This window comes from Streptomyces sp. PKU-EA00015, from assembly GCF_013387495.1.
Lineage (GTDB): Bacteria > Actinomycetota > Actinomycetes > Streptomycetales > Streptomycetaceae > Streptomyces.
This window is the reverse complement of record NZ_JABZEE010000059.1, coordinates 19,421-44,161: the sequence shown is the minus strand read 5'-3', so window position 1 is coordinate 44,161 and position 24,741 is coordinate 19,421. Positions and strand designations below refer to the sequence as shown.

At 72.9% G+C, this 24,741-nt stretch carries 23 protein-coding genes; 6 read left to right on the top strand and 17 right to left on the bottom strand.

The window, feature by feature from the left end:
* Positions 1–17: 17 nt before the first annotated feature.
* The 5 genes from HW130_RS36600 to HW130_RS30520 form a co-directional block, all read right to left on the bottom strand.
* Positions 18–2,714 carry a DUF6493 family protein gene (locus HW130_RS36600; protein WP_177153007.1) on the bottom strand — a complete coding sequence of 899 codons (2,697 nt, stop codon included), beginning with the start codon at positions 2,712–2,714 and terminating at the stop codon, positions 18–20.
* Positions 2,711–4,108: an SWIM zinc finger family protein gene (locus tag HW130_RS30535; RefSeq protein ID WP_177153006.1), complete on the bottom strand. Its 1,398-nt coding sequence runs from the start codon at positions 4,106–4,108 to the stop codon at positions 2,711–2,713. The genes HW130_RS36600 and HW130_RS30535 overlap by 4 nt, the downstream gene beginning before the upstream one ends.
* Positions 4,109–4,270: 162 nt before the next feature.
* Entirely contained in the window at positions 4,271–5,530 is a 1,260-nt protein-coding gene (locus HW130_RS30530; protein WP_177153005.1) for a S8 family serine peptidase, read from the bottom strand.
* A 501-nt stretch (positions 5,531–6,031) separates the two neighbouring features.
* Positions 6,032–7,609 carry an alkaline phosphatase gene (locus HW130_RS30525; protein ID WP_177153004.1) on the bottom strand — a complete coding sequence of 526 codons (1,578 nt, stop codon included), beginning with the start codon at positions 7,607–7,609 and terminating at the stop codon, positions 6,032–6,034.
* Between the two features lie 146 nt (positions 7,610–7,755).
* Positions 7,756–8,586, bottom strand: a complete 831-nt coding sequence (locus tag HW130_RS30520) for an alpha/beta fold hydrolase (RefSeq protein ID WP_177153003.1) — start codon at positions 8,584–8,586, stop codon at positions 7,756–7,758.
* Between the two features lie 165 nt (positions 8,587–8,751).
* Between HW130_RS30520 and HW130_RS30515 the strand changes: the two genes are divergently transcribed.
* Positions 8,752–9,645, top strand: a complete 894-nt coding sequence (locus HW130_RS30515; protein ID WP_177153002.1) for an RNA polymerase sigma-70 factor — start codon at positions 8,752–8,754, stop codon at positions 9,643–9,645.
* 249 nt (positions 9,646–9,894) lie between these two features.
* Positions 9,895–10,662, top strand: a complete 768-nt coding sequence (locus tag HW130_RS30510; RefSeq protein ID WP_177153001.1) for a GntR family transcriptional regulator — start codon at positions 9,895–9,897, stop codon at positions 10,660–10,662.
* A 118-nt stretch (positions 10,663–10,780) separates the two neighbouring features.
* Here HW130_RS30510 and HW130_RS30505 read toward each other — a convergent pair whose 3' ends face one another.
* Positions 10,781–11,938 carry an ROK family transcriptional regulator gene (locus tag HW130_RS30505; RefSeq protein WP_177153000.1) on the bottom strand — a complete coding sequence of 386 codons (1,158 nt, stop codon included), beginning with the start codon at positions 11,936–11,938 and terminating at the stop codon, positions 10,781–10,783.
* A gap of 196 nt (positions 11,939–12,134) precedes the next feature.
* On the opposite strand from HW130_RS30505, the gene HW130_RS30500 reads away from it, so the two are divergent.
* On the top strand, positions 12,135–12,569 hold the full coding sequence (locus HW130_RS30500; protein WP_177152999.1) for a hypothetical protein: 435 nt from the start codon (positions 12,135–12,137) through the stop codon (positions 12,567–12,569).
* A gap of 20 nt (positions 12,570–12,589) precedes the next feature.
* Here the strand turns inward: HW130_RS30500 and mug are convergent, their stop codons facing one another.
* Genes mug through HW130_RS30485 form a run of 3 tightly spaced genes read right to left on the bottom strand, consistent with a single transcriptional unit; the run spans position 12,590 to position 15,467 of the window.
* Positions 12,590–13,150: a G/U mismatch-specific DNA glycosylase gene (gene mug, locus HW130_RS30495; RefSeq protein WP_177153025.1), complete on the bottom strand. Its 561-nt coding sequence runs from the start codon at positions 13,148–13,150 to the stop codon at positions 12,590–12,592.
* On the bottom strand, positions 13,147–14,589 hold the full coding sequence (purB, locus tag HW130_RS30490; protein ID WP_177152998.1) for an adenylosuccinate lyase: 1,443 nt from the start codon (positions 14,587–14,589) through the stop codon (positions 13,147–13,149). Before purB ends, mug begins: the two co-directional genes overlap by 4 nt.
* Before the next feature lie 59 nt (positions 14,590–14,648).
* Positions 14,649–15,467, bottom strand: coding sequence for an SGNH/GDSL hydrolase family protein (locus HW130_RS30485; protein WP_177152997.1), 819 nt, complete (start codon positions 15,465–15,467; stop codon positions 14,649–14,651).
* 60 nt (positions 15,468–15,527) lie between these two features.
* On the opposite strand from HW130_RS30485, the gene HW130_RS30480 reads away from it, so the two are divergent.
* Positions 15,528–16,535 carry a maleylpyruvate isomerase family mycothiol-dependent enzyme gene (locus HW130_RS30480; RefSeq protein WP_177152996.1) on the top strand — a complete coding sequence of 336 codons (1,008 nt, stop codon included), beginning with the start codon at positions 15,528–15,530 and terminating at the stop codon, positions 16,533–16,535.
* A gap of 90 nt (positions 16,536–16,625) precedes the next feature.
* Here the strand turns inward: HW130_RS30480 and HW130_RS30475 are convergent, their stop codons facing one another.
* The 3 genes from HW130_RS30475 to HW130_RS30465 form a co-directional block, all read right to left on the bottom strand.
* Positions 16,626–17,639: a hemolysin family protein gene (locus tag HW130_RS30475; RefSeq protein WP_177152995.1), complete on the bottom strand. Its 1,014-nt coding sequence runs from the start codon at positions 17,637–17,639 to the stop codon at positions 16,626–16,628.
* A complete protein-coding gene (locus tag HW130_RS30470) occupies positions 17,636–18,979 on the bottom strand; it encodes a hemolysin family protein (protein WP_177152994.1) in 1,344 nt (447 codons plus the stop codon). Before HW130_RS30470 ends, HW130_RS30475 begins: the two co-directional genes overlap by 4 nt.
* Before the next feature lie 210 nt (positions 18,980–19,189).
* Positions 19,190–19,612, bottom strand: coding sequence for a GNAT family N-acetyltransferase (locus HW130_RS30465; protein WP_177152993.1), 423 nt, complete (start codon positions 19,610–19,612; stop codon positions 19,190–19,192).
* 113 nt (positions 19,613–19,725) lie between these two features.
* Here HW130_RS30465 and HW130_RS30460 point away from each other — a divergent pair, with 113 nt between their 5' ends.
* Complete coding sequence (locus HW130_RS30460) at positions 19,726–19,941, top strand: antitoxin (RefSeq protein ID WP_177152992.1); 216 nt, start codon at positions 19,726–19,728, stop codon at positions 19,939–19,941.
* On the top strand, positions 19,938–20,309 hold the full coding sequence (locus HW130_RS30455; protein WP_177152991.1) for a fic family toxin-antitoxin system, toxin component: 372 nt from the start codon (positions 19,938–19,940) through the stop codon (positions 20,307–20,309). The genes HW130_RS30460 and HW130_RS30455 overlap by 4 nt, the downstream gene beginning before the upstream one ends.
* A gap of 52 nt (positions 20,310–20,361) precedes the next feature.
* Here HW130_RS30455 and HW130_RS30450 read toward each other — a convergent pair whose 3' ends face one another.
* The 5 genes from HW130_RS30450 to bioB form a co-directional block, all read right to left on the bottom strand.
* The gene (locus tag HW130_RS30450; protein ID WP_177152990.1) at positions 20,362–21,036 is read right to left on the bottom strand and encodes a class I SAM-dependent methyltransferase; all 675 of its coding nucleotides are present in this window, start codon (positions 21,034–21,036) and stop codon (positions 20,362–20,364) included.
* 60 nt (positions 21,037–21,096) lie between these two features.
* A complete protein-coding gene (locus tag HW130_RS30445) occupies positions 21,097–21,450 on the bottom strand; it encodes a VOC family protein (RefSeq protein ID WP_177152989.1) in 354 nt (117 codons plus the stop codon).
* Positions 21,451–21,455: 5 nt separating this feature from the next.
* Positions 21,456–22,169 (bottom strand): dethiobiotin synthase, encoded by a 714-nt coding sequence (gene bioD / locus HW130_RS30440; RefSeq protein ID WP_177152988.1) that lies wholly within the window; start codon positions 22,167–22,169, stop codon positions 21,456–21,458.
* 63 nt (positions 22,170–22,232) lie between these two features.
* Positions 22,233–23,522, bottom strand: coding sequence for an adenosylmethionine--8-amino-7-oxononanoate transaminase (locus tag HW130_RS30435; protein WP_177152987.1), 1,290 nt, complete (start codon positions 23,520–23,522; stop codon positions 22,233–22,235).
* On the bottom strand, positions 23,515–24,693 hold the full coding sequence (gene bioB / locus HW130_RS30430; protein ID WP_177152986.1) for a biotin synthase BioB: 1,179 nt from the start codon (positions 24,691–24,693) through the stop codon (positions 23,515–23,517). Before bioB ends, HW130_RS30435 begins: the two co-directional genes overlap by 8 nt.
* Between the last annotated feature and the right edge of the window lie 48 nt (positions 24,694–24,741).

Sequence of the window (24,741 nt, the reverse complement as noted above, 5' to 3'; positions counted from 1 at the left end):
AGTGTCTATTTGGACTGCTATCGACTGGTTTTGGCCGTTTCTGGCCTGCGATGTTCGCTTCCCTGACGCAGTGCGGCCAGCAACCGTGACGCCTGGACCACGAGCCGGGACGAACCGCCCCGTCCCGCCTGCTCCGTCAGTCCCGGGACCAGGCCGGAGCCCGCGGTCCGCGACGCCGTGTCCGGACCGCAGCGCTCCACGCAGTCGGCGGCCACCTCCAGTATCTCTCCCAGACCGCGCGGAGCGGGCGCGACGGCAGGCAGCGCGGGCAGCGCGGCGGCAAGCAGCCCCCACACCGTCCTGTACGCCCCGGTCGCCGCGGCCGTACGGGCCGAGTCCGCAAGGCGGTTGAGCTTCACCGTGCCGTCCCGCACCAGCGCCGCGACCTCCCGGCCCACGAGCCCGGTGTCGAGCTGCCGCCGGGCGGCCAGCACGAGCAGCGCGTCCACCGCGGCCAGCCGGTCCTCGCCGTACCGCGCGCCGAGCCCGCAGGCCAGAGCGCGGTGCAGATACGGTCCCGGGCGGCCCTCCGCCTCGGCGAGCACCGGCAGACACCAGGCGTCGCCCCGGGCGTCGTCCTGGGCCGTCGCCCGCACGCCCGGCAGCAGCCACATCGCCAGCGCCTCACCGTCCTGAGGCAGCACCGCGGGCCAGTACCGCGCCCCGCCCTCCCAGTGGTAGCAGCGATGCGACGGTATGTCCTGGGTGTGACCGAGCCACTGGAGCGGACGCGGGAACTCCCGCTTGAACGCCGGCCTTTCGCGCGCCTCGGCGATGCGCCGGCCCAGCCCGGACGTCGCCGGGGCCTGCGCACCGCCGTCGTCGTCCGCGGTGGCCGTGCGCAGCACCGGGACCACGGGCTCCGGGTCGCCCAGCCACGCGGCCAGCCGGTCGCCCTCCTGCGTGCCGAGCCCGGCGGCGGCCTTCGCGGCGGCCTCGCCCCCCTCCCGCCGTACGCGCAACAGGGCCTGCGCGAAGTCCACCGGAGCCGGCCGCGCCCCCAGCCGTGCGTACTCCCGGAGCCGGTCGACGAGGACCTCGGCATCGAGCGTCCCCGTGTGCCAGGTGGGCGTCGCGAGCAGGAACGGCAGCGGCCGGGTGATCAGGAAGTAACACACCTCCCACAGGCGGGAGTCGACCGCGTGCGACAGACCGGCATGGGCGCAGAGCCCGGGCCGGACCGGACGGGAGCGGGCCCGGTCGAGCATGCGGGCCGAGACCCGGCCCGTCAGCGCCGCGGCCACCACTTCCAGGCCGCGCGTGTCCTGTGAGAAGCGATCGTCGGCCCACCCGACCGTGCCGTCCGTCCACCAACGGCCCGTCATCGCGGCACGCAACGCCTCGGCCAGCGCCTCCCGTTCCCGGTGCGCCACCCGGACCACACCGTCGAGGACACGCTCGAAGGCCACCACGTCCTCCGCACCGCGCAGGAGCACCAGCAGCTGCTCGACCACCTCCGCGACCGACTCGGGTGCCGGATCCAGTCGCCGCGGTGACGGTGCCGGCGGCAGGATCTCCTCGTAGTCCTCCGACACGGCCTCGCCGTCGCCGTCCCCGAGCGCACCGAACACCGTCTCCGCCTCGCCGCGGTGCGCCGGACCCAGCAGCACCGCCGAGGCGGCCAGCTCCTCCCGGACCCCGGCGTCCACGGCCGGCACGTACCGCGCGACGAGCTTCAGCGCGCGGGCCCGGACCTCGGAGTCCTCGTGGCCGAACGCCTCGGAGACGACCGGCAGCAGCTCCGGCGCGGCAGCGGGGTCACGGCGCAGCTCCTTGCCCAGCAGCGACAACTGGGCCCGCACCAGCTTCTTCTCGGTCCGGAACAGCACACCCGCCGACATCTCGGCCAGTGCCCGCGTGGACAGTTCACCGCGTGCGGCGACCCGTCCCAGCACCTGCTGGGCGTGCGCGGCGACCGTCGAGAGACCGTCGGCGGCCATCCCCGACCAGTCGGCCACCCGGGCGCTCTCCTCGGCCGGGGTGAGACCGAGGCCGCGCAGGACGTGCAGGAGGGAGCGCATCTCCCCGGGGCGTCCGCCGCGCAGCAACCGCAGAACACATCCGTCGACCAGCACCGCCCGGTCCAGCACGCCCTCCTCGGCCAGCCGGGCCAGCGTCGACGGCCAGTGCAGGGGATGGTCCGGATCGTCGTACGTCGTCAGGGCCGACGGCAGCGGCGTCGCCTCGAACATCCGGGGCACGAGGACCGGTGCGTGCCGGTCCTCGCGCAGGGCCACGGGGCCGACCCTGGCCGGGGTGACCGACAGCGCCCAGCCCTGGACGTACTCGTCCGTCGTCGGCGTCTCGCAGCCCGACATGCCGACCAGCTCCTGGATGAGCGGGGCGTCCTGCTGGGCGGTGGAGACGCGGGCGGCGAGCCGATGGGCGACGTCCGCCAGCCAGGTGGGGTCCCGGTCCTCGAGGACAGCGGCGACGACCCCGTACGGAACGACCGTCGCACTGCGCAGGTCGCGCGCGCCGATCCAGGCCGCCGCCGCGGCGGCTCCGGACAGGCAGCCCGCTCCGGCGACCAGCAGCGCGTCCTGGACGGCGCCGCGCTCGCGCCACCGGTCCCAGTCCCAGCCGCGGATCTCGGCACGGATCTCCTTCAGCACGGGCAGTGCCGCCTTGCGCTCCTCGCTCGTCATCGTCGCGAGGAGTCCGGACACATCGCGGACCCTGCCCGCGCCCGCCGCCGCCGCGAGGCCGTTCACCGGGTCGCTCCCCTCGTCGAGGAGACCGACTGCGTCGTGACCGCCGCACCGCGACGGGCCATCCGCACCGCCAGCGCGTGCTTGCACGGTCCGCGCCTGCCCCGATGGCCGGTCCACCACTGGCAGGTACAGCTCAGCGCCCCGCCCGAGTCCCTCACCTGGTAGCGCCGTTCGCCCGAGAACACCGCCGCCGGCTCACCGGAAAGGTCGACCGCGCCGGCGCAGACGAGGTCACGGGCGGCCGTCAGACGGGGGTTGTGCCGCTCGGCGCGGTCGGCGTCGTACGGCAGCTCGCGGTGGAAGTACGCGGCGTCGGCCAGGTCGTATCCGACCCGGCCCGCCGTGCCGAGCCGGGTCAGCGCCGCGCGCACCCGCTCGGGCGTCAGGCCGCTTCGGGCCGCGAGATCCGCGGGGTCGATCCGCGGCTCCCAGGCCAGCAGCACCGAGACGAGCTCCGCGTCCGCCGCGGCCTCCTCGGTGGCCAGGGCCTCCAGCACCCCTCCTTCTCCGGAGAAGCCGCGCGACGCGTCGGGGGAGAGGGTGAGGGTCAGCCGCATACCGGGCAGCACGACCTCCCACGCGCTCGCCGTCGGCAGCCCGTCGGCCACGGGGCCGTACACCCGCAGCGACCGGGCCTGGCGCAGCACCCGCTGCAGCGCGGCGAGGCGCTCGGGGCCCGGCAGGCACACCGCGCCGGGACCCGGTCGCGTGGTGGGCCGCAGCGTCCGGCCGGCGGGCACGACCCAGTGCGCGCCGCGCGCGGCACCGCCCGAGCCGCGCGGCAGCGACCGCAGGAAGCGCACCGCCTCGGCCGCGGGCAGCTCGGCCCGCAGGTCGAAGCCGACGGTCGCCACCTGGGCCTCGGCGAAGCCGCGCAGCCAGCGGTCCGGCAGCGGCACCTTCTTCTCCACCACCGCGCCCGCAAGAGTGGTGATCGCCAACTCGTCCGGGCCCACCCGCAGATGGAGCGGATCGTCGCCGGTCAGCCGGGAAAGCGCCTCCCGCAGAGGGTTGTTGACGTCCACGTTGGTCGTGCCGTGACCCGTGTCGGCACCGTCCAGACCCTCGGGCAGCACGTCCAGGCGGGCGTAGACCCCGTTGCAGCCGGAGAAGGACTCGAAGCGCAGCCGGTCGCCGTTGCCCGTGACGACCGGGTCCAGTATCGGCCGGACCCCGTGGTCGTGGTACCGCGCGGCGGCGACGTCGGCGACCGCGAGCAGGCCGCGAGCGGCGGCCTGCGGGGAGGCGAGGAAGCCGGAGAAGAAGTGCGGATGGGCCTCGGCGCCCCGGGGCGTGAGCCCGCTCGACGTCTCGAGACCGAGAAGCCGGCCGTCCTGCGCGGAGACGAGAGCGGACGCACGGGAATAGGCGAACGCCTGCAGTGATCGCGTCATGGAAGGACCGTAGAACGTGCCACTGACAACGGCCCTGCGCCTGGGCCCTGTCGGCGGTCCGGAGGCCACGTGGCACCCCGGACCCCTGGTCGCAGAAGCACCCATGGCGTGGGCGCGCACCCGCACCGGTGCGCGCCCACGCCATGGGGCAGGTGACCGCCGTCAGAAGGACGTGAGTCTGAGCAGACGCTCCTTGGTGCCGTCGCCGTCCTGCGAGGGCCAGATCCAGTCGAGGCTGCCGGCGCTCTGCAGAGCCGTCTTGACGCTCTGCGGCAGTGCGCCGGGGTGGGTGGCCCGGTACAGCGCTGCGCCGCCTGCGACGTGGGGCGCGGCCATCGAGGTGCCGGACAGCGTGGTGTAGCCGCCGGTGTTGGAGGTGGAGCGGATGCACACGCCGGGCGCGATCAGGTCGACGTCGGAGCCGTAGTTGGAGAAGTCGGCGAAGGTGTCGTCCTGGTCGTTGAGGCACGTCGGCCGGCCGAGACGCCCCGGCTTGCCGTCGAAGTCGGCCAAGGCGCTGACCGTGATCACTTCGTCGTACGCGGCGGGGATCATGTCCTTGGCGTCGGCGTGGTCGTTGCCGGCTGCCACGGTGTAGGTGACGCCCTTGGCGACGGAGTTGCAGATCGCCTGGTGCATCGCGTCGTTGTTGCTCTTGCCGCAGTTGCCGTCGTCGGTTCCCCCGCCGCCCAGGCTCATGTTGGCGACCTCGATCTCGTCGGCGTGCTGGGTGACGTAGTCGATGCCGCAGACGACCGCCGAGGTGGTGCCGCTGCCCAAGGGGTCGAGCACCTGCACCGGCCAGAGCCGGACGCCCGGCGCCGTACCGACCACCCCGGTGCCGTTGTCCAGGGCGCCGATGGTTCCGGCGACATGCGTGCCGTGACCGTGCCAGTCGGAGGGGGGCAGGATGGGCAGCCAGCAGTTCTTGCCGCCGGCCCGGTGCACATTGAGATCGGGGTGGCTCGGGTTGATCCCGGTGTCGATGACGGCGACGTCGGCGTTCACCCGGGTGTCGGCACCGTCGATGGCCGCTGTGGGGCTCTTGTCGGCCTCCACCCGGTCCACACCGGTCGGAACGGACTGCGCGGTGGCCTGTACCCGCCGGTCGGGCTCCACCGAACGCACCCGAGGGTCGTCGGCCAGCGTGGCCGCGACGCCCGGGCTCATGGACGCGGAGTAGCCCTGGAGTGCGTAGCGGTACACGTGCTGCACATCGGCACCCAGGGTGGTGGCCTGCTCGACAGCCGCGCTCACAGCCGCTTCCACGCCGGCGGCGTCGGCAGCGGCTGTGTCCTTCAGGGTCACGATGTAACGGCCGGGAACATGGTCGGACTGCGGAGGCGCCTTGGCCACCGCCGGGGTCAGCGGTGCGGCGGCAAGAGTGAGCGCGAGGAGGGCCACAGGGAAGATTTTGGGCATCCCAGACCTTTCTTGAGGACATTGAGCCCGGAGAGCAACGCGGTGTTTCCGGACAACTTGTCGTAGCGTGTACATTTCGCTACCGCGCTCACAGCTAGCAGGTTCGCCGCGGTGGCGGCAGGCCGACATCCGGCGTTCACCGGATCCGCTGACCCCCTGTCAACCATGTGGTCCTGTGGGGCCCGTGCTCCCGGCCGCAGCCCGCGCAGTCGCTGCCGGTGGAGGCGCAGCCACGCAGGGGCGCACTCCAAGGGGTTGCCGTGCTCGGATCATCGCTCCAGGCTCGGAGGGACGCCGAGTTGCCGGAGGCCGCGGCGGTCCGCAATGAGGTCGCCCCAGGCTGCTGTGCCCCCTTGAACGACCGTCGGCCGTGCCTTCCGGGAGCGGAAGAACACGGCCGACGGGCATGTCGGGCACCAAGGCGAGGCCGGCATCGTTGCGGCGCCCGCGCCGGTCCGGTGCACCACGAGGCGCGGACAGCCGGTGTCCCGACGCCCGCGGCTACTGCCCCACGCGCCCCGGCTGGAGCGTCTTGGTGAACAGGACCGTTCCGCCCTCGGCGCGCAGCCGTACCGTCAACTCCCCGCTGTCACCGTCGATGTCCACCTCGCCGAAGTACTGCGGTGACTCCATCGGTGACACGTTCGCCCGCTGCGGGGCGCGCACGAAGACCCGGTCGGGGCCGAACGTGGCGTCGAGCGCGTTCGCCGGGAAGCCGCCCGCGGCGAGCGGGCCCGAGACGAACTCCCAGAACGGCGCGAAGTCCTTGAACACCGCACGCTCCGGCGCGTAGTGCTGGGCCGACGTGTAGTGCACGTCGGCGGTCAGCCACACCGTGCCGGTGATGCGTCGGTGCTTGACGTACCACAGCAGGTCGGCGATCTGCAGTTCGCGTCCGAGCGGCGCGCCCGGGTCGCCCTGCGCCACGGCCTCGAAGTTCGCCGAGCCGTCCGGCACGATCAGGCCGAGCGGCATGTCGGAGGCGATCACCTTCCACACCGCGCGCGACCGGGACAGTTCGCGCTTGAGCCAGGCGAGCTGCTCCGCGCCGAGGATGCCCTGGGTGTCGTCGGCCTGCCGGCCCGGCGAGTTGGCGTTGCGGAAGCTGCGCATGTCGAGGACGAACACGTCCAGCAGCGGACCGTGGTGCACCACCCGGTGGATGCGGCCCTCGCTGCCGCTCGCGGAGAGCGTGCCGACGGGAAAGTACTCGGCGAACGCCCGCATCGAGCGCCGCGCGAGCACGTCGACGTTCTTCTCCGTGTACCGCGCGTCCTCGAGGATCTGGCCCGGGTACCAGTTGTTGCGCACCTCGTGGTCGTCCCACTGCACGATCGTCGGGACCTGCGCGTTGAACCGCCGCACGTTCTCGTCGAGCAGGTTGTAGCGGAAGTTGCCGCGGTACTCGTCCAGCGTCTCGGCGACCTTGGACTTCTCCTCGGTCATGAGGTTGCGCCACACCCGGCCGTCCGGCAGGGTCACGCTCGGCACGAGCGGTCCGTCCGCGTAGACGGTGTCGCCGCTGCACAGGAAGAAGTCCGGGTCGAGACGGCGCATCTCCTCGTACGCGCGGTAGCCGCCGATGTCCGGGTTGATGCCCCAGCCCTGCCCGGCGATGTCGCCCGACCACAGGAACCGCACGCCCTGCCGGCGCCGCGCGGGCGCGGTGCGGAAGGTGCCCTGGACCGTCTCGCCGGTGCGCCGGGGGTCGTCCGGGTCGGCGAGCGTGACGCGGTAGTGGACCTGCTCGCCGGGCGGCAGCCCGCGCAGCGCGGTCGTCCCGGTGAAGTCGGAGTCCGGCCCCAGCAGCGGACCGTGCCAGGTGCGCGGGTGGTGGAAGGACTCCGTCGCCGACGTCTCCACGATCATGCGGGCGGGCCGGTCGGAACGCACCCAGACGAGCCCTGACGTCGTCGTCACGTCACCGGTCTGCACTCCCCACGCCGCGCGCGGCCGGCCCGACAGAGCCAGGGCGGGGGCCGATCCCACGGCCGGCAGGGCCAGCGCCGCCGAGGCGGCGGCCGTTCCGCGCAGAACGGAACGGCGGGCGGGGGTGAATCTCCGGGGGCTCTGGGACATCGCTGCGCCTCCATACGGGGTCCGGACGGTGTGCCGCCATGCCTAACGCCCGGCCGCGGCCGGGACAAGAACCCCAAATGAACAGCCGGATGCGCTCGTTGTGTCACGGCCTGCCGGCCCACGCGCCCCGGGGCACGCGGGAGGCGTCAGCGGCTGCCGTCCAGCAGGACGCGGGCGACGAGCGCCGGGTCGTCGCTCATGGGCACGTGGCCGCAGCCCGGCAGCCGTACGAGCCGCGCGCCGGGGATCACGTGCTTGGCCCGCAGCCCCTGGCGGCGGAGCAGGAGCCGGTCCTTGCTGCCCCAGCCGATGGTGACGGGAATGTCGCGGATGTCGTGGGTGAACAGCACGTCCCGGCCGGCCGCGAGGGTCCGGTGGAAGCCGGTGGCCCTGCGCAGGGCGTACGTCTCGGCGACGGCGGCCTCGGGCGAACGGCGGGCGGGCCGGGCGTAGATGGTGCTCACGAGCGCCGTGCGGCCCACGGCGGAGCGGGACAGCCGCTCGATCAACGGCCCGGGCATCGAGGTGGCGCCCACTCGCATCGCGCGCAGCAGCCCGAAGGCGTAGATCCGCTCGCGCTCCGACCAGAAGCCGCCGGGGGACAGGGCGGTGACCGACCGGACGAGCTTCTCGCGGCCGAGTTCCAGGGCGAGCAGCCCGCCCAGCGAGTTGCCCGCGGCGTGGGGGCGCTCGATGCCGATGGCCTCGCAGAACGCGCCCAGCGCGGCGCCGACCGTACCGAGGCTGTAGGGCAGCCCGTCCGGCAGTGCGGGCGAGGCGCCGAAGCCGGGCAGGTCCACGGCGACGACGTCCCGTTCCGTGGCGAGGATGTCCATCACGGGCTCCCATGCCTGCCAGTGGTGGCCGATGCCGTGGAGCAGCAGCAGCGGTTCGCCGGCACCCCTGCGCTCGTAGTGCAGGGTCAGGGTGCGGCTGCCGTCGCCGGCCCGGACGGCGAACGTGATCTCTTCGGCCATGTACGCCAACTCCCTGAGCACCCGAAGAATGTAGACGGCTTGTCAGTAACAATTACCGCTCGGTAGTCGGCAGTTCAAGAACCGTGGCGCAAACGCCTGCAGATGTGCTGTGCGCCGCACTGATACCTCCTGGACACCCGGGGTCGCGTCGGCTGGGATGGAAGCGTGGCAGCAGACACCGTGACCGACGTCTTCGAAGAACACCGGCCCGTCCTGACCGGCGTGGCCTACCGCATGCTCGGGCGCGTCGCCGACGCCGAGGATGTGGTCCAGGAGGCGTGGCTGCGCTGGTCGGCGGACGCCCGTGACGACGTGCGTGAGCCGCGCGCTTTCCTCGTACGCATCACGACCCGCCTCTCCATCGACCGGCTGCGGCACGTCCAGTCGCGCCGTGAGTCCTACGTGGGGCCCTGGCTGCCCGAACCGATCGTCACCGACTTCGGCCCGTCGGTCCCCGACACCGCCGAGCAGGCCGTCCTCGCCGACTCCGTCTCGCTGGCCGTGCTCGTGGTCCTCGAATCCCTCTCGCCGCTGGAGCGCGCGGTGTTCGTGCTCCGGGAGGCCTTCGGCTTCCCGTACGCGGAGATCGCCGCCACCCTGGAGAGGTCCGAGGCGGCCGTGCGTCAGCTCGCCGGGCGCGCCCGCAAGCACGTCGACGAGCGCAGGCGCCGCTACGACGTCGACCCCGGCGAATGCCGCGCACTGACCGAACGGTTCCTCGCCGCGGCGTCCGGGGGCGACCTGTCGGGACTGCTCTCCCTGCTCGCCCCCGACGTGACTCTGGTCGGCGACAGCGGCGGCAAGTCCAAGGCGCCGCTGCGGGTCATGCACACCGCCGACAAGGTGGGCCGCTTCCTCTTCGCGGTGTCCCGGGAGCCGCTCGAGGAGATGGAGGTCCGTTTCGTCGAACTCAACGGCGCACCGGCGCTGCTGATCCTGTCGGGCGGGCGGCCGGACAGCGTCTTCCAGATGGAAGTCCTCGACGGGCGCATCAGCCGTGTCTACATCGTGCGAAACCCGGACAAACTCACCTCGCTGGCCGTCGCAGGCGCCGCCTGAAACCGCCTGCGCCGCACGTCAGACCCCGTGTCCGCTTTCGGATGCGGGGTCTTGTGCTGGGCGACGACACCTCGGTACGAACACCCTGTGAACGCTCTGCGAAGCGACCCGGTTCCGCTGCGTGACCGCCGCAGCATTGGTCTTGACCAAGGGTGAGGCCCGTCCTATGGTCGCAGGGATAGTGCAGGAACCTTTAATAAACAAGGGCACGGAAAGCCGCCGGGGACACGGCGATTGCGGAGGATCAGGGTGGGGACCACGCAGCTGGGCACGGTGCCGGAACCTAAGTACTGGCACCTCAAGACCGTGATCGGCGAAGCGCTCGACTCGGACTTCTCGGTGGGCGAGATCCTGCCCAACGAGCGTGATCTCGCCGCCCGTTTCGGAGTCGCCCGCGCCACGCTCCGGCAGGCGCTCGAACAACTGGAGCTGGAAGGCCGCCTCCATCGCCGCCGCGGCGTCGGCACCACCGTCGCCCCGCCCCGCATGGGCGTCGACGTCTCGCCGTCGCCGCACGACTGGCCGGGCGCCGGTGCGACCGAGGCATGGCAGGCCACCGAGTGCGGCTCCGCGGTACCGCCCGCGTCCGTCGCGCGCCTGCTGGACCTCGACGGCGACGAGGAGACGCACGTGGTGCGCCGCGTGCGGGCCGACCACGGTCAGCCCGTCGCCACGGAGCTCCTCTACGTGCCGGCCTCCGCCGTGCCCGAGCTGCCGGCCATCGACGCCCCGTCCGGCCCTGCGCTCGCCCGCGGCGTCCTGCGCGAACTGGCCCGCCTCGACCTGGAGGGCCAGGACCGCGCGGTGGAGCTGGGCTCCGCCGGCGCCGTCGACGCCAAGGAGCTGGACCGGCTGCCCGGCGCCCCCGTCCTGGTCGTCACCACGCGCTACTTCTCCGAAGGCCGCACGGCCGCCGTGTCCGTCGCGACCTACCGGGCCGACACCTGCCGGCTCACCTTCGGCGCCTACGGAGACCTGGAGATCAGCCACGGGGCCGAGGAGCGCCGCGCCTCCTGACGGAGGGTCCACCGCCTTCTCCCGCGGCCCGTCGCCCGAGCGCCCCGCTCGGCGGCGGGCCATTGTAAGCGACCGGGTGCGCATGCGTCGCACCGCCCGGTCCCGGACCCGCCGGTCCTCAACGGCGGGCCGTCACCGTGCCCTCCACGGCGAACAACTGCTCCTCCACGTGATCGAGCGCCAGCCGCAGCGCACCCGTCGCCACCGCGGCCTCGCCCAGCAGCGACAGGGTCACCCGCGGCGGCCGCAGACAGTAACGAGACAACTCGTCGCGCAGCGGCTCCAGTACGCCGTCGAGCCCCGCCGCCCAGCCGCCGATCACCACCAGCTCAGGATCGAGCGCCAGCACCAGCGCGGCGACGTCGTGCACGAGGCGCTGGTTGAAGCGGTCGACAGCCGCCCGCGCCCGCTCGTCCCCGCTCTTCGCGAGCGAGAACACGTCGGCGACCGCCTGTTCGTCCAGCGGATGCAGCGGCTCGTCCGTCGTCGACAGCAGTTTCTCCGGGGTCACCTCGCGGCCCAGCAGGTGCAGCGCCCCGATCTCGCCCGCCGCGCCGCCGTAGCCCCGGTGCAGCCTTCCGCCGATCAGCGATCCGGCACCCGGGCTCAGCCCGGCCAGGACGAACACGATGTCGTCCGATTCCGTGGCCGCGCCCTTCCAGTGCTCGGCGACCGCGGCCGCGTTGGCGTCGTTCTCCACCAGCACCGGACAGCGGAAGGACCGGCGCAGCCGGTCCCCGAGCGGCAGCCCCGTCCAGCCGGGCAGCGCCGTCGACAGCCGCACCGTGCCGTCGGTCTCCACGATCCCCGGCGAGCCCACGCCCACCGCCCGCAGACTGCTGCGCGCCACACCGGTCCTGCGGAGCACGTCCGCGACGACCGTGCGCACCTTCTCCAGCCTGTCGTCCGCGGACGCCGTCTCGGACACGTCCCGCGAGCCGGCGCCGATGATGCGCCCGTCGAGACCCGACATCAGCACCGCGACCCGGTGCGCCCCGATCTCGATGCCCAGCAGATGACCGGCCTCGGCGCGGAACCGGAAACGGCGGGCCGGGCGCCCCTGCCGGCGAGCCTCGCCCTCCTCGGGAACGCTCTCGACGACCAGACCGACCTCGATCAGCCCCTCGACCACGCCCTCGACCGTCGGCCTGGACAGCCCGGTGATCCGGGTCAGGTCCGTGAGCGTGGAGGAGTCGGCGCCGCGCAGGGAATGGAGTACCACTGCGGAGTTGATCCGCCGCAGCAGCGACGGGTCTCCGCCGGTCAGCCGCCCCACTGTGTGTCCTTCCAGCTCGAGCGCGTGTCTGCGGGATCGTACTCGCTGCCGCCGCTCGCCGCCCGCGGACCCCGAAGGACGGCGGACGTCCGCCTCCGGGCGCGGCGCGGGCCGCCCGGGCGCAGGGCCCCAGCGCCGTGGCCGAACGCCGCCTGACGGCATGCCAATTGTCAGTCGGGGCCGCTTTACTGGCGTCATGACCACTGCACAGCACCTCGCTGCGATCGACCTGCTGCGGAGCCGGGCGTTCCCGGCCGTGCGCGGCCGGTCGGAGCTCGGCGACAGTGGCCCCGGCTACCACCTCGCCCGCCTCCCCACGGCGGGGGCGGGCGGGCAGGAGTGCGGCGTGCGGCAGGAGGAGGCGGCCGAGCAGTGCCGCGCGGAGTGCGAGGCGCTGGCCGACGCGCTCAGCACCCGCTGGGGGCAGCCGCAGCGGGTCAGCCTGTGGTCGGTCTCGGTGAGGAGCATCGCGGGGGAGGAGATGCCGGACCCGTGGGAGGAGCTCGGTCAGGTCGCGGACGACCTCGATCTGTGGCGGGTGGACGGCCACTGGATAGCCGTCGGCGTCGCGCGCGCCGACGAGCACCGGTGGGAACTGCTCGCGGTCGTCACGGAGACGGACCCTCCCTGAGGCCGTTCCGGGCGGCCCGCTCACGCAGGAGCGTCGGCCGCCTCGGCGGCCTCGCGCAGCTCCCCGTACGCCGCCGCCATGGTCTGCGCCGTCCAGTGGGCGTTCAGCCCGCTCGGATTGGGCAGGACCCAGATCCGGGTGTCCCCGATCGTCCGCTCCTGCGGCCCGATCGCGGCCCCGCGCTCACCGAAGGCCGTGCGGTACGCGGTCACGCCGACCACCGCGAGCCAGCGCGGCCGCAGCCGCTCCACCTTCGTGGTGAGGATCCGTCCGCCCTCGCGGTACTCCTGCGTGGTCAGTTCGTCGGCGCGTGCGGTGGCCCGCGCCACCACGTTCGTGATCCCCAGCCCGAGCGCCGGCAGTTCGTGCTGCTCCGAGGGCTTCAGCAGCCGGGGTGTGAAGCCCGACAGGTGCAGCACGGGCCAGAACCGGTTGCCGGGACGGGCGAAATGGTGACCCGTGGCCGCCGTCATGAGCCCCGGGTTGATCCCGCAGAACAGCACGCGGAGGCCGTCCGCGACGACATCCGGCACGAGCCGGTCGCGGGCGGCCTCCAGCTCCGCCGGTCCCAGCCGGGTCAGAGGATCGCTCCCGGGGCGTACCCCGCGGCCTCGGGGTGCTGCTTGGCGATCTCCTCGATACGGGAGACGAGAACGGCCACCTGGTCGGCGGCTGCGCCGGTGAACGACAGCTTGTCCGCCATCAGTTCGTCCAGCTGCGCCCGGTCCAGCGGGATGCGCTCGTCGGCGGCCAGCTTGTCGAGCAGCTCGTTGCGCTCCGCGCCCTGCTCGCGCATCGCGAGCGCGGACGCCACCGCGTTCTCCTTGATGGCCTCGTGCGCGACCTCGCGGCCGACACCGGCGCGCACCGCGCCCATCAGCACCTTGGTCGTGGCGAGGAAGGGCAGGTAGCGGTCCAGCTCACGGGCGACCACGGCGGGGAACGCGCCGAACTCGTCGAGCACCGTCAGGAACGTCTCGACCAGGCCGTCGAACGCGAAGAACGCGTCCGGCAGCGCCACGCGGCGGACCACGGAGCAGGACACGTCGCCCTCGTTCCACTGGTCGCCGGCGAGCTCGCCGGTCATCGAGGCGTAGCCGCGCAGGATCACCATGAGCCCGTTGACGCGCTCGCAGGAGCGGGTGTTCATCTTGTGCGGCATGGCGGACGAACCGACCTGGCCCGGCTTGAAGCCCTCGGTCACCAGCTCGTGACCGGCCATCAGACGGATCGTCTTGGCCACGGAGGACGGGGCCGCCGCGAGCTGCACCAGCGCCGAGACGACGTCGTAGTCCAGCGAGCGCGGGTAGACCTGGCCCACGGAGGTGAAGGCGTGCGCGAAGCCGAGGTGGGCCGCGATGCGCTGCTCCAGCTCGGCCAGCTTGCCGGCGTCGCCGCCCAGCAGGTCGAGCATGTCCTGCGCGGTGCCGACCGGGCCCTTGATCCCGCGCAGCGGGTAGCGGCCGAGGAGGTCCTCGAGCCGGCTGTAGGCGACCAGCAGCTCGTCGGCGGCCGTCGCGAACCGCTTGCCGAGCGTCGTGGCCTGCGCGGCCACGTTGTGCGAGCGGCCCGCCATGACCAGCTCGGCGTACTCGCCGGACAGCTTGCCCAGCCGCGCGAGCACCGCCACGGTGCGGTCGCGCATCAGCTCCAGGGACAGCCGGATCTGCAGCTGCTCGACGTTCTCGGTGAGGTCGCGCGAGGTCATGCCCTTGTGGACGTGCTCGTGCCCCGCGAGGGCGTTGAACTCCTCGATGCGGGCCTTCACATCGTGGCGCGTGACCTTCTCGCGCTCGGCGATGGAGGCCAGGTCGACCTGGTCGAGCACGCGCTCGTAGTCGGCGATCGCCGCGTCCGGCACGTCGATTCCCAGGTCCTTCTGGGCGCGCAGCACCGCGAGCCAGAGCTGACGCTCCAGCTTGACCTTCTGCTCGGGGGACCAGAGGACGGCTAGCTCCGTGGAGGCGTAGCGGCCGGCCAGGACATTGGGGATGCGAGGCTTCGCAGACACAGCAGTCACGTGACCAGATTCTACTGGCGGTTTCTGCAGGCCAGCGCCACGGTCCCGGTTGTACCTTGCTACGAACCGGCGACACGGTCCGGTCGCAGGACCAGGTCCTGCGGCGCCGGCGGCTCGTACGGCAGGAGTTCGGGCCGCTTCGCCGGTCGGCCGTCACCCGACGAGCGCCCCGTCAGCCGCCGCCCGATCCACGGCCCCAGGTGCTCGCGGGCGAAGCGCAGGTCGGCCGCCCTGCGCGCCGCCCAGCCCGCCCGCGCCGGCGGCGGCAGCAGCGCCTGCCAGTCGGTCTCGGCGTCCAGGCCCAGCGTCTGCCACACGGCCTCGGCGACGCGTGCGTGCCCCTCGGCCGTCAGGTGCAGCCGGTCCACGTCCCACATCCGCTGGTCGCCCAGCGCCGGTGAGCCGTAGAGGTCGACCACCAGCGCGCCGTGCCGCGCCGCCAGCGCGTCGACGTGGGCGAACAGCTCCTCCATGCGCGGGCGGAACCGTTCCATCACGGGGCCGTTGCGGCCCGGGCTGCGCATCATGACCAGCGTCCTGCACGAGGGCGCGAGCCGCTCCACCGCCTCCTCCAGCAGACCGCGCACCCTGGCCATGTCGCACTTGGGGCGCAGGGTGTCGTTGAGCCCGCCGACGAGAGTGACCACATCGGCCTCCATCGCGGCCGCCACGTCGACCTGCTCGGAGACGATCTGGCCGATCAGCTTCCCGCGCACGGCGAGGTTCGCGTAGCGGAAGCCCGGCGTACGGGCCGCCAGGCGCGCCGCCAGCAGATCGGCCCACCCGCGGTAGGAGCCGTCGGGGAGCAGGTCCGACATCCCTTCGGTGAACGAGTCACCCACCGCGACAAAGCTCGTGTAATTGGCATGCGTCTCCATGGCGGAGCGATCCTACCGCGCGGTAAGGTCCGTCGGTTCCGTACCGGGAGGGGAGCATTCGTGAGCGACGCACTGCTCAACGCGCTGGCCGAAGCGCTGGCCGATGTGGTGATCTCGATCGACACCTGTGACGACGACGTACTCGACCCGGACACCGCGGTGAAGTGGCTGGAGACCACGGGATCCCTGCTCGACCGGCTCCCGCCGGCCGACCGGCGCGAGCTCGCCCGGCTCTTCCGGCGCACTGCCCGCAGGCGCCCCGAAGGGGCCCGGCGTGACGAGCTGCTGCGCATACCCGACGGCTTCGGCCTCGACGACGACCAGCACGAGCTGTACTGCGACGCCATCGAGCACATCGAGCGGCGCTTCGTGGCGACCGTACGGGACGCGGATCCCGCCGCGCCGGTGACCACCTGCCCGGGCTGGACCTTCGCCGACCTCGTACGCCACCACGGCACCACGCACCGCTGGATGGAGCATCTGGTGCGGACCCGGGCCTGCGAGCGCGTCCGGTCGCGCGAGATCCCCCTCGACCTGCCCGACGACCCGGCTGCCTTTCCGGACTGGCTCGCCCGCGGCGCGGACAGCGTGCTCGGCATGCTGCGCAAGGTCGACCCGGACACCCCGATGTGGTCCAACGGGGCGGACCAGCGAGTGGCCTACTTCCCGCGCCGGCTGCTGTTCGAGGCGCTGGTCCACCTCGCGGACGCGGAGCTGTCGCTGGGGCGCGAGCCGAGTGTCGATCCGGGCACGGCCGCGGACGGGATCGAGGAGTTCCTGGAGAACCTGCCGTACTTCTCATGGCTCGCCGAACCGGTGTCACGCCTTGCGAACGGCTCCGTCGTCCTGACGGCGACGGACACCGGAGCGTCCTGGACGGCCGGTTTCGGCGAGCGGGGTTTCCGCTGGTCGAAGTCCGCGACGGCCGCGCCGTCGGCGTGCGTCGAGGGCCCGGCCGGTGACCTGCTGCTCCTGACGTACGGCCGCCGCTCGGCGGACGATCCACGCTTCACGGTCACGGGAGACGTGTCCGTCCTGACGTCCTGGCTCGCCGCGACGGCGTTCTGAGCGACGCCGCCACGCAGCGGATCCCGCACGGACCGGGGCCGGGAGGGCACGTGCCCTCCCGGCCCCGGGACCGCCTGCGGACGTCGCGCGTCAGCCGGGGCGGCCCACCAGCTCGCGCAGGATGTCCTCCATCGTCACCAGCCCCTCCGGCCTGCCCTGCTCGTCGAGGACGGCCGCCAGGTGGGTGCGGCTGCGGCGCATCGCGGTGAGCACGTCGTCCAGCGGGGTCGTCGCCCGTACCCGGGCGATCGGGCGCATAGCGCTCACCGGGAACGGCACGTCACGCGGAGCGGCGTCCAGCGCGTCCTTCACATGGAGGTAGCCGAGGATGCGACGGCCCGCGTCCACGACCGGGAAGCGGGAGTACCCCGACTCCACCGACAGCTGCTCCAGCTGCTCCGGCGTCGTCCCGTCCTTCGCGTACACGACCTGCTCGACCGGCATCACCACATCGCGCACCGGCCGGCGTCCGAGCTCCAGCGCGTCCCGCAGCCGTTCCGCCGAGCGGTCGTCGAGCAGGCCCGCCTCGCCCGAGTCCTGCACGAGGCTCGCCAGCTCGTCGTCCGAGAACGTGGCGGACACCTCGTTCTTCGTCTCGACCCTGAGCAGCTTGAGCAGTCCGTTCGCGAGGGCGTTCACGGTGAAGATCACCGGGCGCAGCGCCCGCGCCAGCGCGACCAGCGGAGGCCCGAACAGCAGCGCGCTGCGCACGGGCTCCGACAGCGCGACGTTCTTCGGCACCATCTCGCCGAGGAGCATGTGCAGATACGTCGCGAGCGCCAGCGCGATCACGAACGAGATCGGGTGGACGGCGCCGTGCGGCACGCCCACCGCGTCGAAGACCGGTTCCAGCAGATGCGCGATGGCCGGCTCGGCGACGATGCCGAGCACCAGGGTGCACAGCGTGATGCCCAGCTGGGCCGCCGCCATCAGCGCCGAGACGTGTTCCAGACCCCACAGCACGCTGCGCGCCCGCCGGTTCCCGGCCTGCGCCTCCGGCTCGATCTGACTGCGCCGCACCGAGATCAGCGCGAACTCGGCACCGACGAAGAAGGCGTTGAGCACCAGGGTCAGCAGACCGATGAAGAGCTGGATCGCGGTCATCGTCCGGCCTCCTCGGCCACATCGCCTGCGGCGGCGTCGAGCGGTGCGTGCATCAGCACGCGCGCGGCGCGGCGCCCGGTGGCGTCGACCACGTCCATCTGCCATCCCCCGAGATCGATCCGGTCGCCCTTGGCGGGGATACGGCCCAGCTCGGTGGCGATGAGACCGGCGAGGGTCTCGTAGGGGCCGTCGGGGACCCGCAGCCCTATGGTCTCCAGCTGGTCGGTACGGGCGGCGCCGTCCGCGGACCACAGCCTGCGGCCGTCCGCGTCCTCACCGGCCCGCGCCAGGTCGGGCGTCTCGTGCGGGTCGTGCTCGTCGCGCACCTCGCCGACGACCTCCTCGACGATGTCCTCCATCGTCACCACGCCGGCCGTGCCGCCGTACTCGTCGATGACGACGGCCATCGTGGACTTGCCCGTCAGCTGGTCCAGCAGCCGGTCCACGGTCAGCGTCTCCGGCACCAGCACCGGCTCACGCAGCAGGTCCGAGACCGAGTGACGGGCCCGGAGCTCCGCCGGGACCGTAAGGATGTCCTTGATGTGCGCGATGCCGACGACGGTGTCCAGGCTGCCCCGGTAGACGGGGAAGCGGGACAGTCCGGTCGCGCGCGTGGCGTTGGCGACGTCCTCGGCGGTGGCGGACGCGTCGAGAGCCATGACCTGCACCCGCGGCGTCATGACGTTCTCCGCGGTCAGCTCCGCCAGGTTCAGTGAGCGCACGAACAGCTCGGCGGTGTCCGCCTCCAGTGCGCCCGCCTTGGCGGAGTGCCGGGCCAGGGCCACGAGTTCCTTGGGGCTGCGTGCGGAGGCGAGCTCCTCCGTGGGCTCCATGCCGAGGCGGGTCACGATGCGGTTGGCGGTGTTGTTGAGGTGGGCGATCAGCGGCCGGAAGGCGGCGGTGAAGATCCGCTGCGGTGTGGCCACCACCTTGGCGACGGCCAGCGGGGAGGAGATCGCCCAGTTCTTCGGGACCAGCTCGCCGACGACCATCAGCACCACCGTGGACAACGCGGTGCCGATGACCAGCGCCGCGGACGACGCGACGGAGGGGGACACGCCGAGCGCCTCGACCGGACCGCGGATGAGCGTGGCGACGGACGGCTCGGCGAGCATGCCGACCACCAGGTTCGTGACGGTGATGCCGAGCTGGGCGCCGGAGAGCTGGAACGTGAGGCTCCGTACGGCCTTGAGGGCGCCGGCAGCGCCCCGTTCGCCGCGCTCGGCGGCCCGTTCGAGCTCGCTGCGCTCGACCGTCGTGAGGGAGAACTCCGCCGCGACGAAGGCGCCACAGGCGAGCGAGAGCAGCACGGCCACGGCGAGCAGAAGCACTTCGGTCATCGGGTCACCTCCGTCCCATGGTCGGACAGAGGAGGCGGAATGCGCGATGTCGGCTACTGGGAGGCTCGCCCATGGGCGGACGCTCACACCTTTCGTACGGGAGTGGATGGTCCACTCATGGTAAAGGACCGGCAAAGCCGCCGGAGCGGCGGACGGGCGACCCGGGCGGACCGCGCGCCCCGGCGGATCGGGTGCCCGCGGACGCCGCGCTCAGACGAACGGCTTGACCCAGCGGCGCCAGTGGTCCTCGCGGTGGTAGCCGGCGGAGGCCCATGCCCGGTGGGCCCGCTCGTTCGCCTCCAGCACCATCGCGTCCCCGCGCCGCCCGCCCGCCGCGACGAACCGCTTCTCGGCCGCGTCCAGCAGGGCCGCCGAGATGCCGCGGCGCCGGTGCGAGGGAAGAACGGCGAGGCGGTACAGCGAGCACCGCCAACCGTCGTACCCGGCGATCACGGAGCCGACCAGCAGCCCGTCGGCCTCGGCCAGGATGAGGGCCTCCGGGTCGCGGGCGATGAGCCGGGTGACGCCGTCCACGTCGTCCGTGATGCTCGTGCCCTCCGCCGCCTCCTTCCAGAAGGCCAGCACGGACGCGGCGTCGTCGACGGCAGCGGTGCGTATGCGCAGGTTGGTCATGCCGGGAGCCAAGCACGCCCGCCGCGCCCCACGCCAGCGACTTCCGGCACCCGGGACGGGCCGCGCCCGGAGAGGACCTTGCCGTGCTAGCGTCCGCGCGCTAGCGTGAGGACGTGGCGAAAACTCAGTTGAACGTACGCGTGGACGAAGCCACCGCGGAGGCCGCCCGCCAGCGGGCGCTCCAGCGCGGGATGAGCGTGAACCGCTACATCGAGGAGCTCGTCAAGCAGGACGCAGGCGAGGTGGGCCGCGCCTTCGTGGACGCGGCGGCCGATTTCATGAAGCAGTACGAGTCGGTTTTCGCCGAGGAGTTCGGCGAGAAGCGTTGAACCTGACGATCGATCTCGCCTGGCTGCTCATGGTCGCCGAGCACAAGACCCCCGGCGACCCCCAGGTCACCGACTGGGGCGCGCTCGTCGCCGCCGTCAGCCGTCACGACGCGGAGATATTCGGCACGCCCGTCTACGCCGATCCGCATGCCCGCGCCGCGGCCCTGCTCCAACTGCTGCTGCACGTGCCCGCGTTGGAGCACTCCAACGCGATGTTCGCCTCCGCCGTCGCCTACGGCTACCTCGTCGCCAGCGGACTCAAGGTGGTCACCTCGCCCGAGCAGGTGCGGGACCTGGCCCGCCTGGTCAAGGAGGGCAAGGCGGACGTACGCGCTGTCGCGGACGAACTGCGCCAGTGGAGCGAGTGACCCCTTCCCGGGGCCGGCCTGCGGACCTCGGCCACCGCCCCAGGACTGTCGTCTAGGACGTGAACGGGCGGCGCGCCACCCCCAGAACGCACGGTGAGGTCGGCAGCCGCAGCCGGCCGTCCGGCACATTGAACCTGCGGTGCGTCCCGAGCTCGAAGCCCGCCGCCTCGATCGCGGCGAGCGTGTCCCTGGCCGTGTGGCAGCCGCCGAACAGACGGGGCCACACCGTGCGGTCCAGCGCGCGCTGCGTCCGCGCCAAGCCGGGGCTGCCGGCCAGGCCGTGCTCGAAGAACCGCAGCTCCCCGCCCGGCCGCAGCACCCGCCGGATCTCCGAGAGGGCCCGCGGCAGGTCCCGTACGGTGCACAGCACGAGGGAGGCCACCGCCGCGTCGAACGCCTCGCTCTTCACCGGCAGTGCCTCCGCCGCACCCGGCACGACGTCCACCGGGACCCCGGCGCGCAGCCCCGCCTCGACGGCCAACTTCCGCAGGGTGCGCTCCGGTTCGAGAGCGACGACCTCGGAGACGGCCGCCGGATAGTGGGCGAAGTTGAGACCGTTGCCCGCGCCGATCTCGATGACGCGGCCGGACAGGCCCGACAGGAGCTCGGCGCGGTAGGCGGCGATGCCGCCCTTCACATCCGCCGAGACGCTCATGCGCGCGTAGAAGCGGGCGAAGACCGGATGGTGGACGGCGTCCTGGGGCGCCTTCGTACTGCGCGGCGGCATCGCGGACCTCCTCGGACGGGGCGGACCGGTCAGGGCCATTCTCCCCCGATAAGTCTCCGCTCAGCCGTCGTTGCCCGCCACGAAGCAGAATTCGTTGCCCTCGGGGTCCCGCAGGACCTGGAAGCGGCCGTGGTCGTCGGGGACGACGGCGCCGACGCGCTCCGCGCCCAGCCGCACCGCCTCGTCGGCGGCGGCGTCCACATCGCCCGCGTACAGGTCCAGATGGAGCCGGTTCTTCGCCGTCTTGCCCTCGGGCACCAGCTGGAACGCCACGCGGGCGAACTCCGGCGGATCGACGTACGACCAGTCCTCGCTGCGGTCCACCGGCTCGCCGCCGAGGAGCGCCGCCCAGAACCGGACGAGGCGGGCGGGGTCGTGACAGTCGAAGACGATCTCGTCGATCCGTGCGCGCATGGACCTCAGCCTACGGCCGAGCCGAACGCCTCCGCGTCCCAGCCGCCGCCGAGTCGCGGGGCCAGCCACTGCCCGGCCCGCTCCCGGAACGCGGCGGGCGCGAGCGCCCCGGCGCCCTCCGGGACCGCCCCCAGCAGCGGAGCGCCCGCCGCCTCCGGCAGGTCCGCGAGATTGCAGCGGGCCGCGAGGTCGGGCCGGCCGGGCCAGCTTCCGACGACCACGCCCAGCTGGTCGAGCCCACGGGCGCGCAGGGCTTCGGCGGTCAGCGCGGTCGTGTTGAGAGTTCCCAGGCCGGCGGGCACGACGACCAGCACTGGAGCGCCCAGCAGACCCGCCACGTCGGCGAGCGTCGCGCCCGCGTCGTCGAACCGTACGAGGAGGCCGCCCGCCCCCTCGATGAGCACGAGGTCGTGCTCCGCGGCGAGCTTCCCGGCCTCCTCCGCCACTGCGTCGGGCGTGACGGGGGCGAGCCCGGCCCGCCGGGCGGCCGTCGCGGGCGCCAAGGGCTCGGGGAACCGGCCCAGTTCGACGCCCGTGACCGGCCCGGCGAGCCGCCGGACCTCGTCGACGTCGCCCGCTTCGTGCGGCCCGACACCGGTCTGCGCCGGTTTGACCACGGCGACCGACCGGCCCTCGGCCACGGCGAGCGCGGCGACGGCCGCCGTCACGACGGTCTTCCCGATCTCGGTTCCCGTCCCGGTTACGACGATCACTGGCATGTGCTTCCCTGTTCTGTCTCGCTCGTCTCTTCCGGACGCCGCATGCCCGCCGCGGCCCTGGCGTCAGCCCGCTGCCGCCGCCGCCCGGACCGCGCGGCACACCCGCGCCAGGTCCTCGTCGCCCGTCACGTACGGCGGCATCGTGTAGACGAGGTCCCGGAACGGGCGCAGCCACACGCCCTCCCGCACGGCGGCCGCCGTCGCCGAGGCCATGTCCACCGCGTGGTCCAGCTGTACGACACCGATACCGCCGAGCACCCGGACGTCCTTCACGCCCGGCAGGGCGGCGGCCTCGGCCAGCCCGGCCCGCAGGCCCGTCTCCAGGCGCTCCACCTCCCACTGCCAGTCCTGGCCGAGCAGCAGATCGATCGACGCGCACGCCACCGCCGAGGCAAGCGGGTTGCCCATGAACGTCGGGCCGTGGGCCAGCACGGGGACCTCGCCCCGCGAGATCCCGTCCGCCACCCGGGAGGTGCACAGCGTCGCAGCCAGCGACAGGTAGCCGCCGGTCAGCGCCTTGCCCAGGCACATCACGTCCGGGGCCACCCCGGCGTGACCGGCCGCGAACAGCGTGCCCGTGCGGCCGAAGCCGGTCGCGATCTCGTCGAAGACCAGCAGCACACCGTGCTCGTCGCACGCCTCGCGCAGCACCCGCAGGTATTCGGGGGAGTGGAAGCGCATGCCGCCCGCGCCCTGCACCACCGGCTCCACGATCACCGCGGCCAGCTCGTCCGCGTGCCGCCCGATCAGCTCGCGCAGCCCGTCCGCGTACACCTCGTCGTAGTCGGCCGGCGGGGCGGGCGCGAAGAGCTGCCGCGGCAGCACGCCCTGCCACAGGCCGTGCATGCCGCCCTCGGGGTCGCACACCGACATCGGCTGCCACGTGTCGCCGTGGTAGCCGCCGCGCCAGGTCAGCAGCCGCTGTTTGGCCGGACGGCCCACCGAGCGCCAGTACTGCAGGCACATCTTCACCGCGACCTCGACCGACACCGAGCCCGAGTCGGACAGGAAGACGTGCCGCAGGGGCTCCGGCGTGATCTCCACCAGCCGGGTCGCCAGCCGTACGGCGGGCTCGTGCGTGAGCCCGCCGAACATCACATGGCTCATGCGCCCCAGCTGCGCCGTCGCCGCCTCGTTGAGGACGGGGTGGTTGTAGCCGTGCACGGCCGACCACCACGACGACATGCCGTCGATCAACTCGCGCTGCCCGTGGATCTCTTCGGCCAGCCTGAGCCGTACCCCGGCCGCGGACTCGACGACCAGCGGCTCCTCCCGGCCGGGCATCGGACCGTACGGGTGCCAGACGTGGGCGCGGTCCAGGGCGCGCAGCTCGCCGGGCGTGAACTCACGCATTGGGCGCGAGGTCCGTCCCGGCGCCGCGGCGGCGCACGGCGACCAGGTCCGTACGGGCCGCCGGGACCTCCGACGGAGCGGCCTCCGCCTCCGCCGCGGCGGACGCGTCGTGGCAGCCGCCCGAGCCCTCGCCGTCGCCGCACACCGAACCGCAGCCGCCGACCGTCCCGCGGTGCTCGGGCAGGGTCGTCGTGTCGGTGCCCTCCACCTCGAAGCCGGCGTCCGCGATCATCTCCAGGTCGGCCTTGCCCGCCTGGCCCTCGCTGGTCAGGTAGTCGCCGAGGAAGATGGAGTTGGCCAGGTGCAGCGCGAGCGGCTGCAGCGTGCGCAGATGGACCTCGCGCCCGCCCGCGAGACGCACCTCGACGTCGGGGCAGACGAAGCGCACCATCGCCAGGATGCGCAGCGCCCGCTGCGGAGTCAGATTCCACTCCTTGGCGAGCGGGGTGCCCTCGAAGGGGATCAGGAAGTTCACCGGCACCGAGTCCGGGTCCAGCTCGCGCAGGGCGAAGACCACGTCCACCAGGTCCTCGTCGCTCTCGCCCATGCCGGCGATCAGACCGGAGCACGCGGACAGGCCCGCGGCGTGCGCCTTGTTCACCGTGTCCACGCGGTCCGCGTAGGTGTGCGTGGTCGTGATGTCCCCGTACGTCCCCTCGGACGTGTTCAGGTTGTGGTTGTACGCATCGGCGCCCGCCTCGCGGAGCCGTTCGGCCTGGCCGTCGGAGAGCAGACCGAGACACGCGCACACCTCGACGCCCTCGTTCTCCTCCTTGATCGCCTCGATCGTCTTCGACACCCGGTCGACGTCCCGGTCCGTCGGGCCGCGCCCGCTCGCCACCAGGCAGACGCGCTTGGCGCCGCCCGCGACACCGGCGGCCGCGGCCCGGGACGCCTCGTCCGGCTTCAGCCAGGTGTACTTGAGGATCTCCGCCTTCGACCCGAGCCGCTGCGAGCAGTACGAACAGTCCTCGGGGCACAGGCCGGACTTCAGGTTGACCAGATAGTTGAGCTTCACCCGCCGTCCGAACCACTGGCGGCGCACCTTGCCGGCAGCGGCCACCACATCGAGCAGATCGTCGTCGGAGGTCGCCAGTACGGCGAGCGCTTCTTCACGGGTCGGCAGCTCGCGCCGCAGCCCCTTCTCCACCAGCGTGTTCAGCAGGTCCATGGCGCTGATCCTTACCCACAGCAGCCGCCCCGGCCAAGGAGGAACCCC

Coding starts and splice junctions, on each gene's coding strand:
- bioB (WP_177152986.1), bottom strand. CDS start 24,693: ATGGACCTGCTGAACACGCTGGTGGAGAAGGGGCTGCGGCGCGAGCTG.
- HW130_RS30445 (WP_177152989.1), bottom strand. CDS start 21,450: ATGCGCGCACGGATCGACGAGATCGTCTTCGACTGTCACGACCCCGCC.
- HW130_RS30465 (WP_177152993.1), bottom strand. CDS start 19,612: ATGACCAACCTGCGCATACGCACCGCTGCCGTCGACGACGCCGCGTCC.
- HW130_RS30435 (WP_177152987.1), bottom strand. CDS start 23,522: ATGCGTGAGTTCACGCCCGGCGAGCTGCGCGCCCTGGACCGCGCCCAC.
- HW130_RS30450 (WP_177152990.1), bottom strand. CDS start 21,036: ATGCCGCCGCGCAGTACGAAGGCGCCCCAGGACGCCGTCCACCATCCG.
- HW130_RS30525 (WP_177153004.1), bottom strand. CDS start 7,609: ATGTCCCAGAGCCCCCGGAGATTCACCCCCGCCCGCCGTTCCGTTCTG.
- HW130_RS30470 (WP_177152994.1), bottom strand. CDS start 18,979: ATGACCGAAGTGCTTCTGCTCGCCGTGGCCGTGCTGCTCTCGCTCGCC.
- HW130_RS30535 (WP_177153006.1), bottom strand. CDS start 4,108: ATGACGCGATCACTGCAGGCGTTCGCCTATTCCCGTGCGTCCGCTCTC.
- bioD (WP_177152988.1), bottom strand. CDS start 22,169: ATGCCAGTGATCGTCGTAACCGGGACGGGAACCGAGATCGGGAAGACC.
- HW130_RS30520 (WP_177153003.1), bottom strand. CDS start 8,586: ATGGCCGAAGAGATCACGTTCGCCGTCCGGGCCGGCGACGGCAGCCGC.
- HW130_RS30500 (WP_177152999.1), top strand. CDS start 12,135: ATGACCACTGCACAGCACCTCGCTGCGATCGACCTGCTGCGGAGCCGG.
- HW130_RS30485 (WP_177152997.1), bottom strand. CDS start 15,467: ATGGAGACGCATGCCAATTACACGAGCTTTGTCGCGGTGGGTGACTCG.
- HW130_RS30530 (WP_177153005.1), bottom strand. CDS start 5,530: ATGCCCAAAATCTTCCCTGTGGCCCTCCTCGCGCTCACTCTTGCCGCC.
- HW130_RS30475 (WP_177152995.1), bottom strand. CDS start 17,639: ATGACCGCGATCCAGCTCTTCATCGGTCTGCTGACCCTGGTGCTCAAC.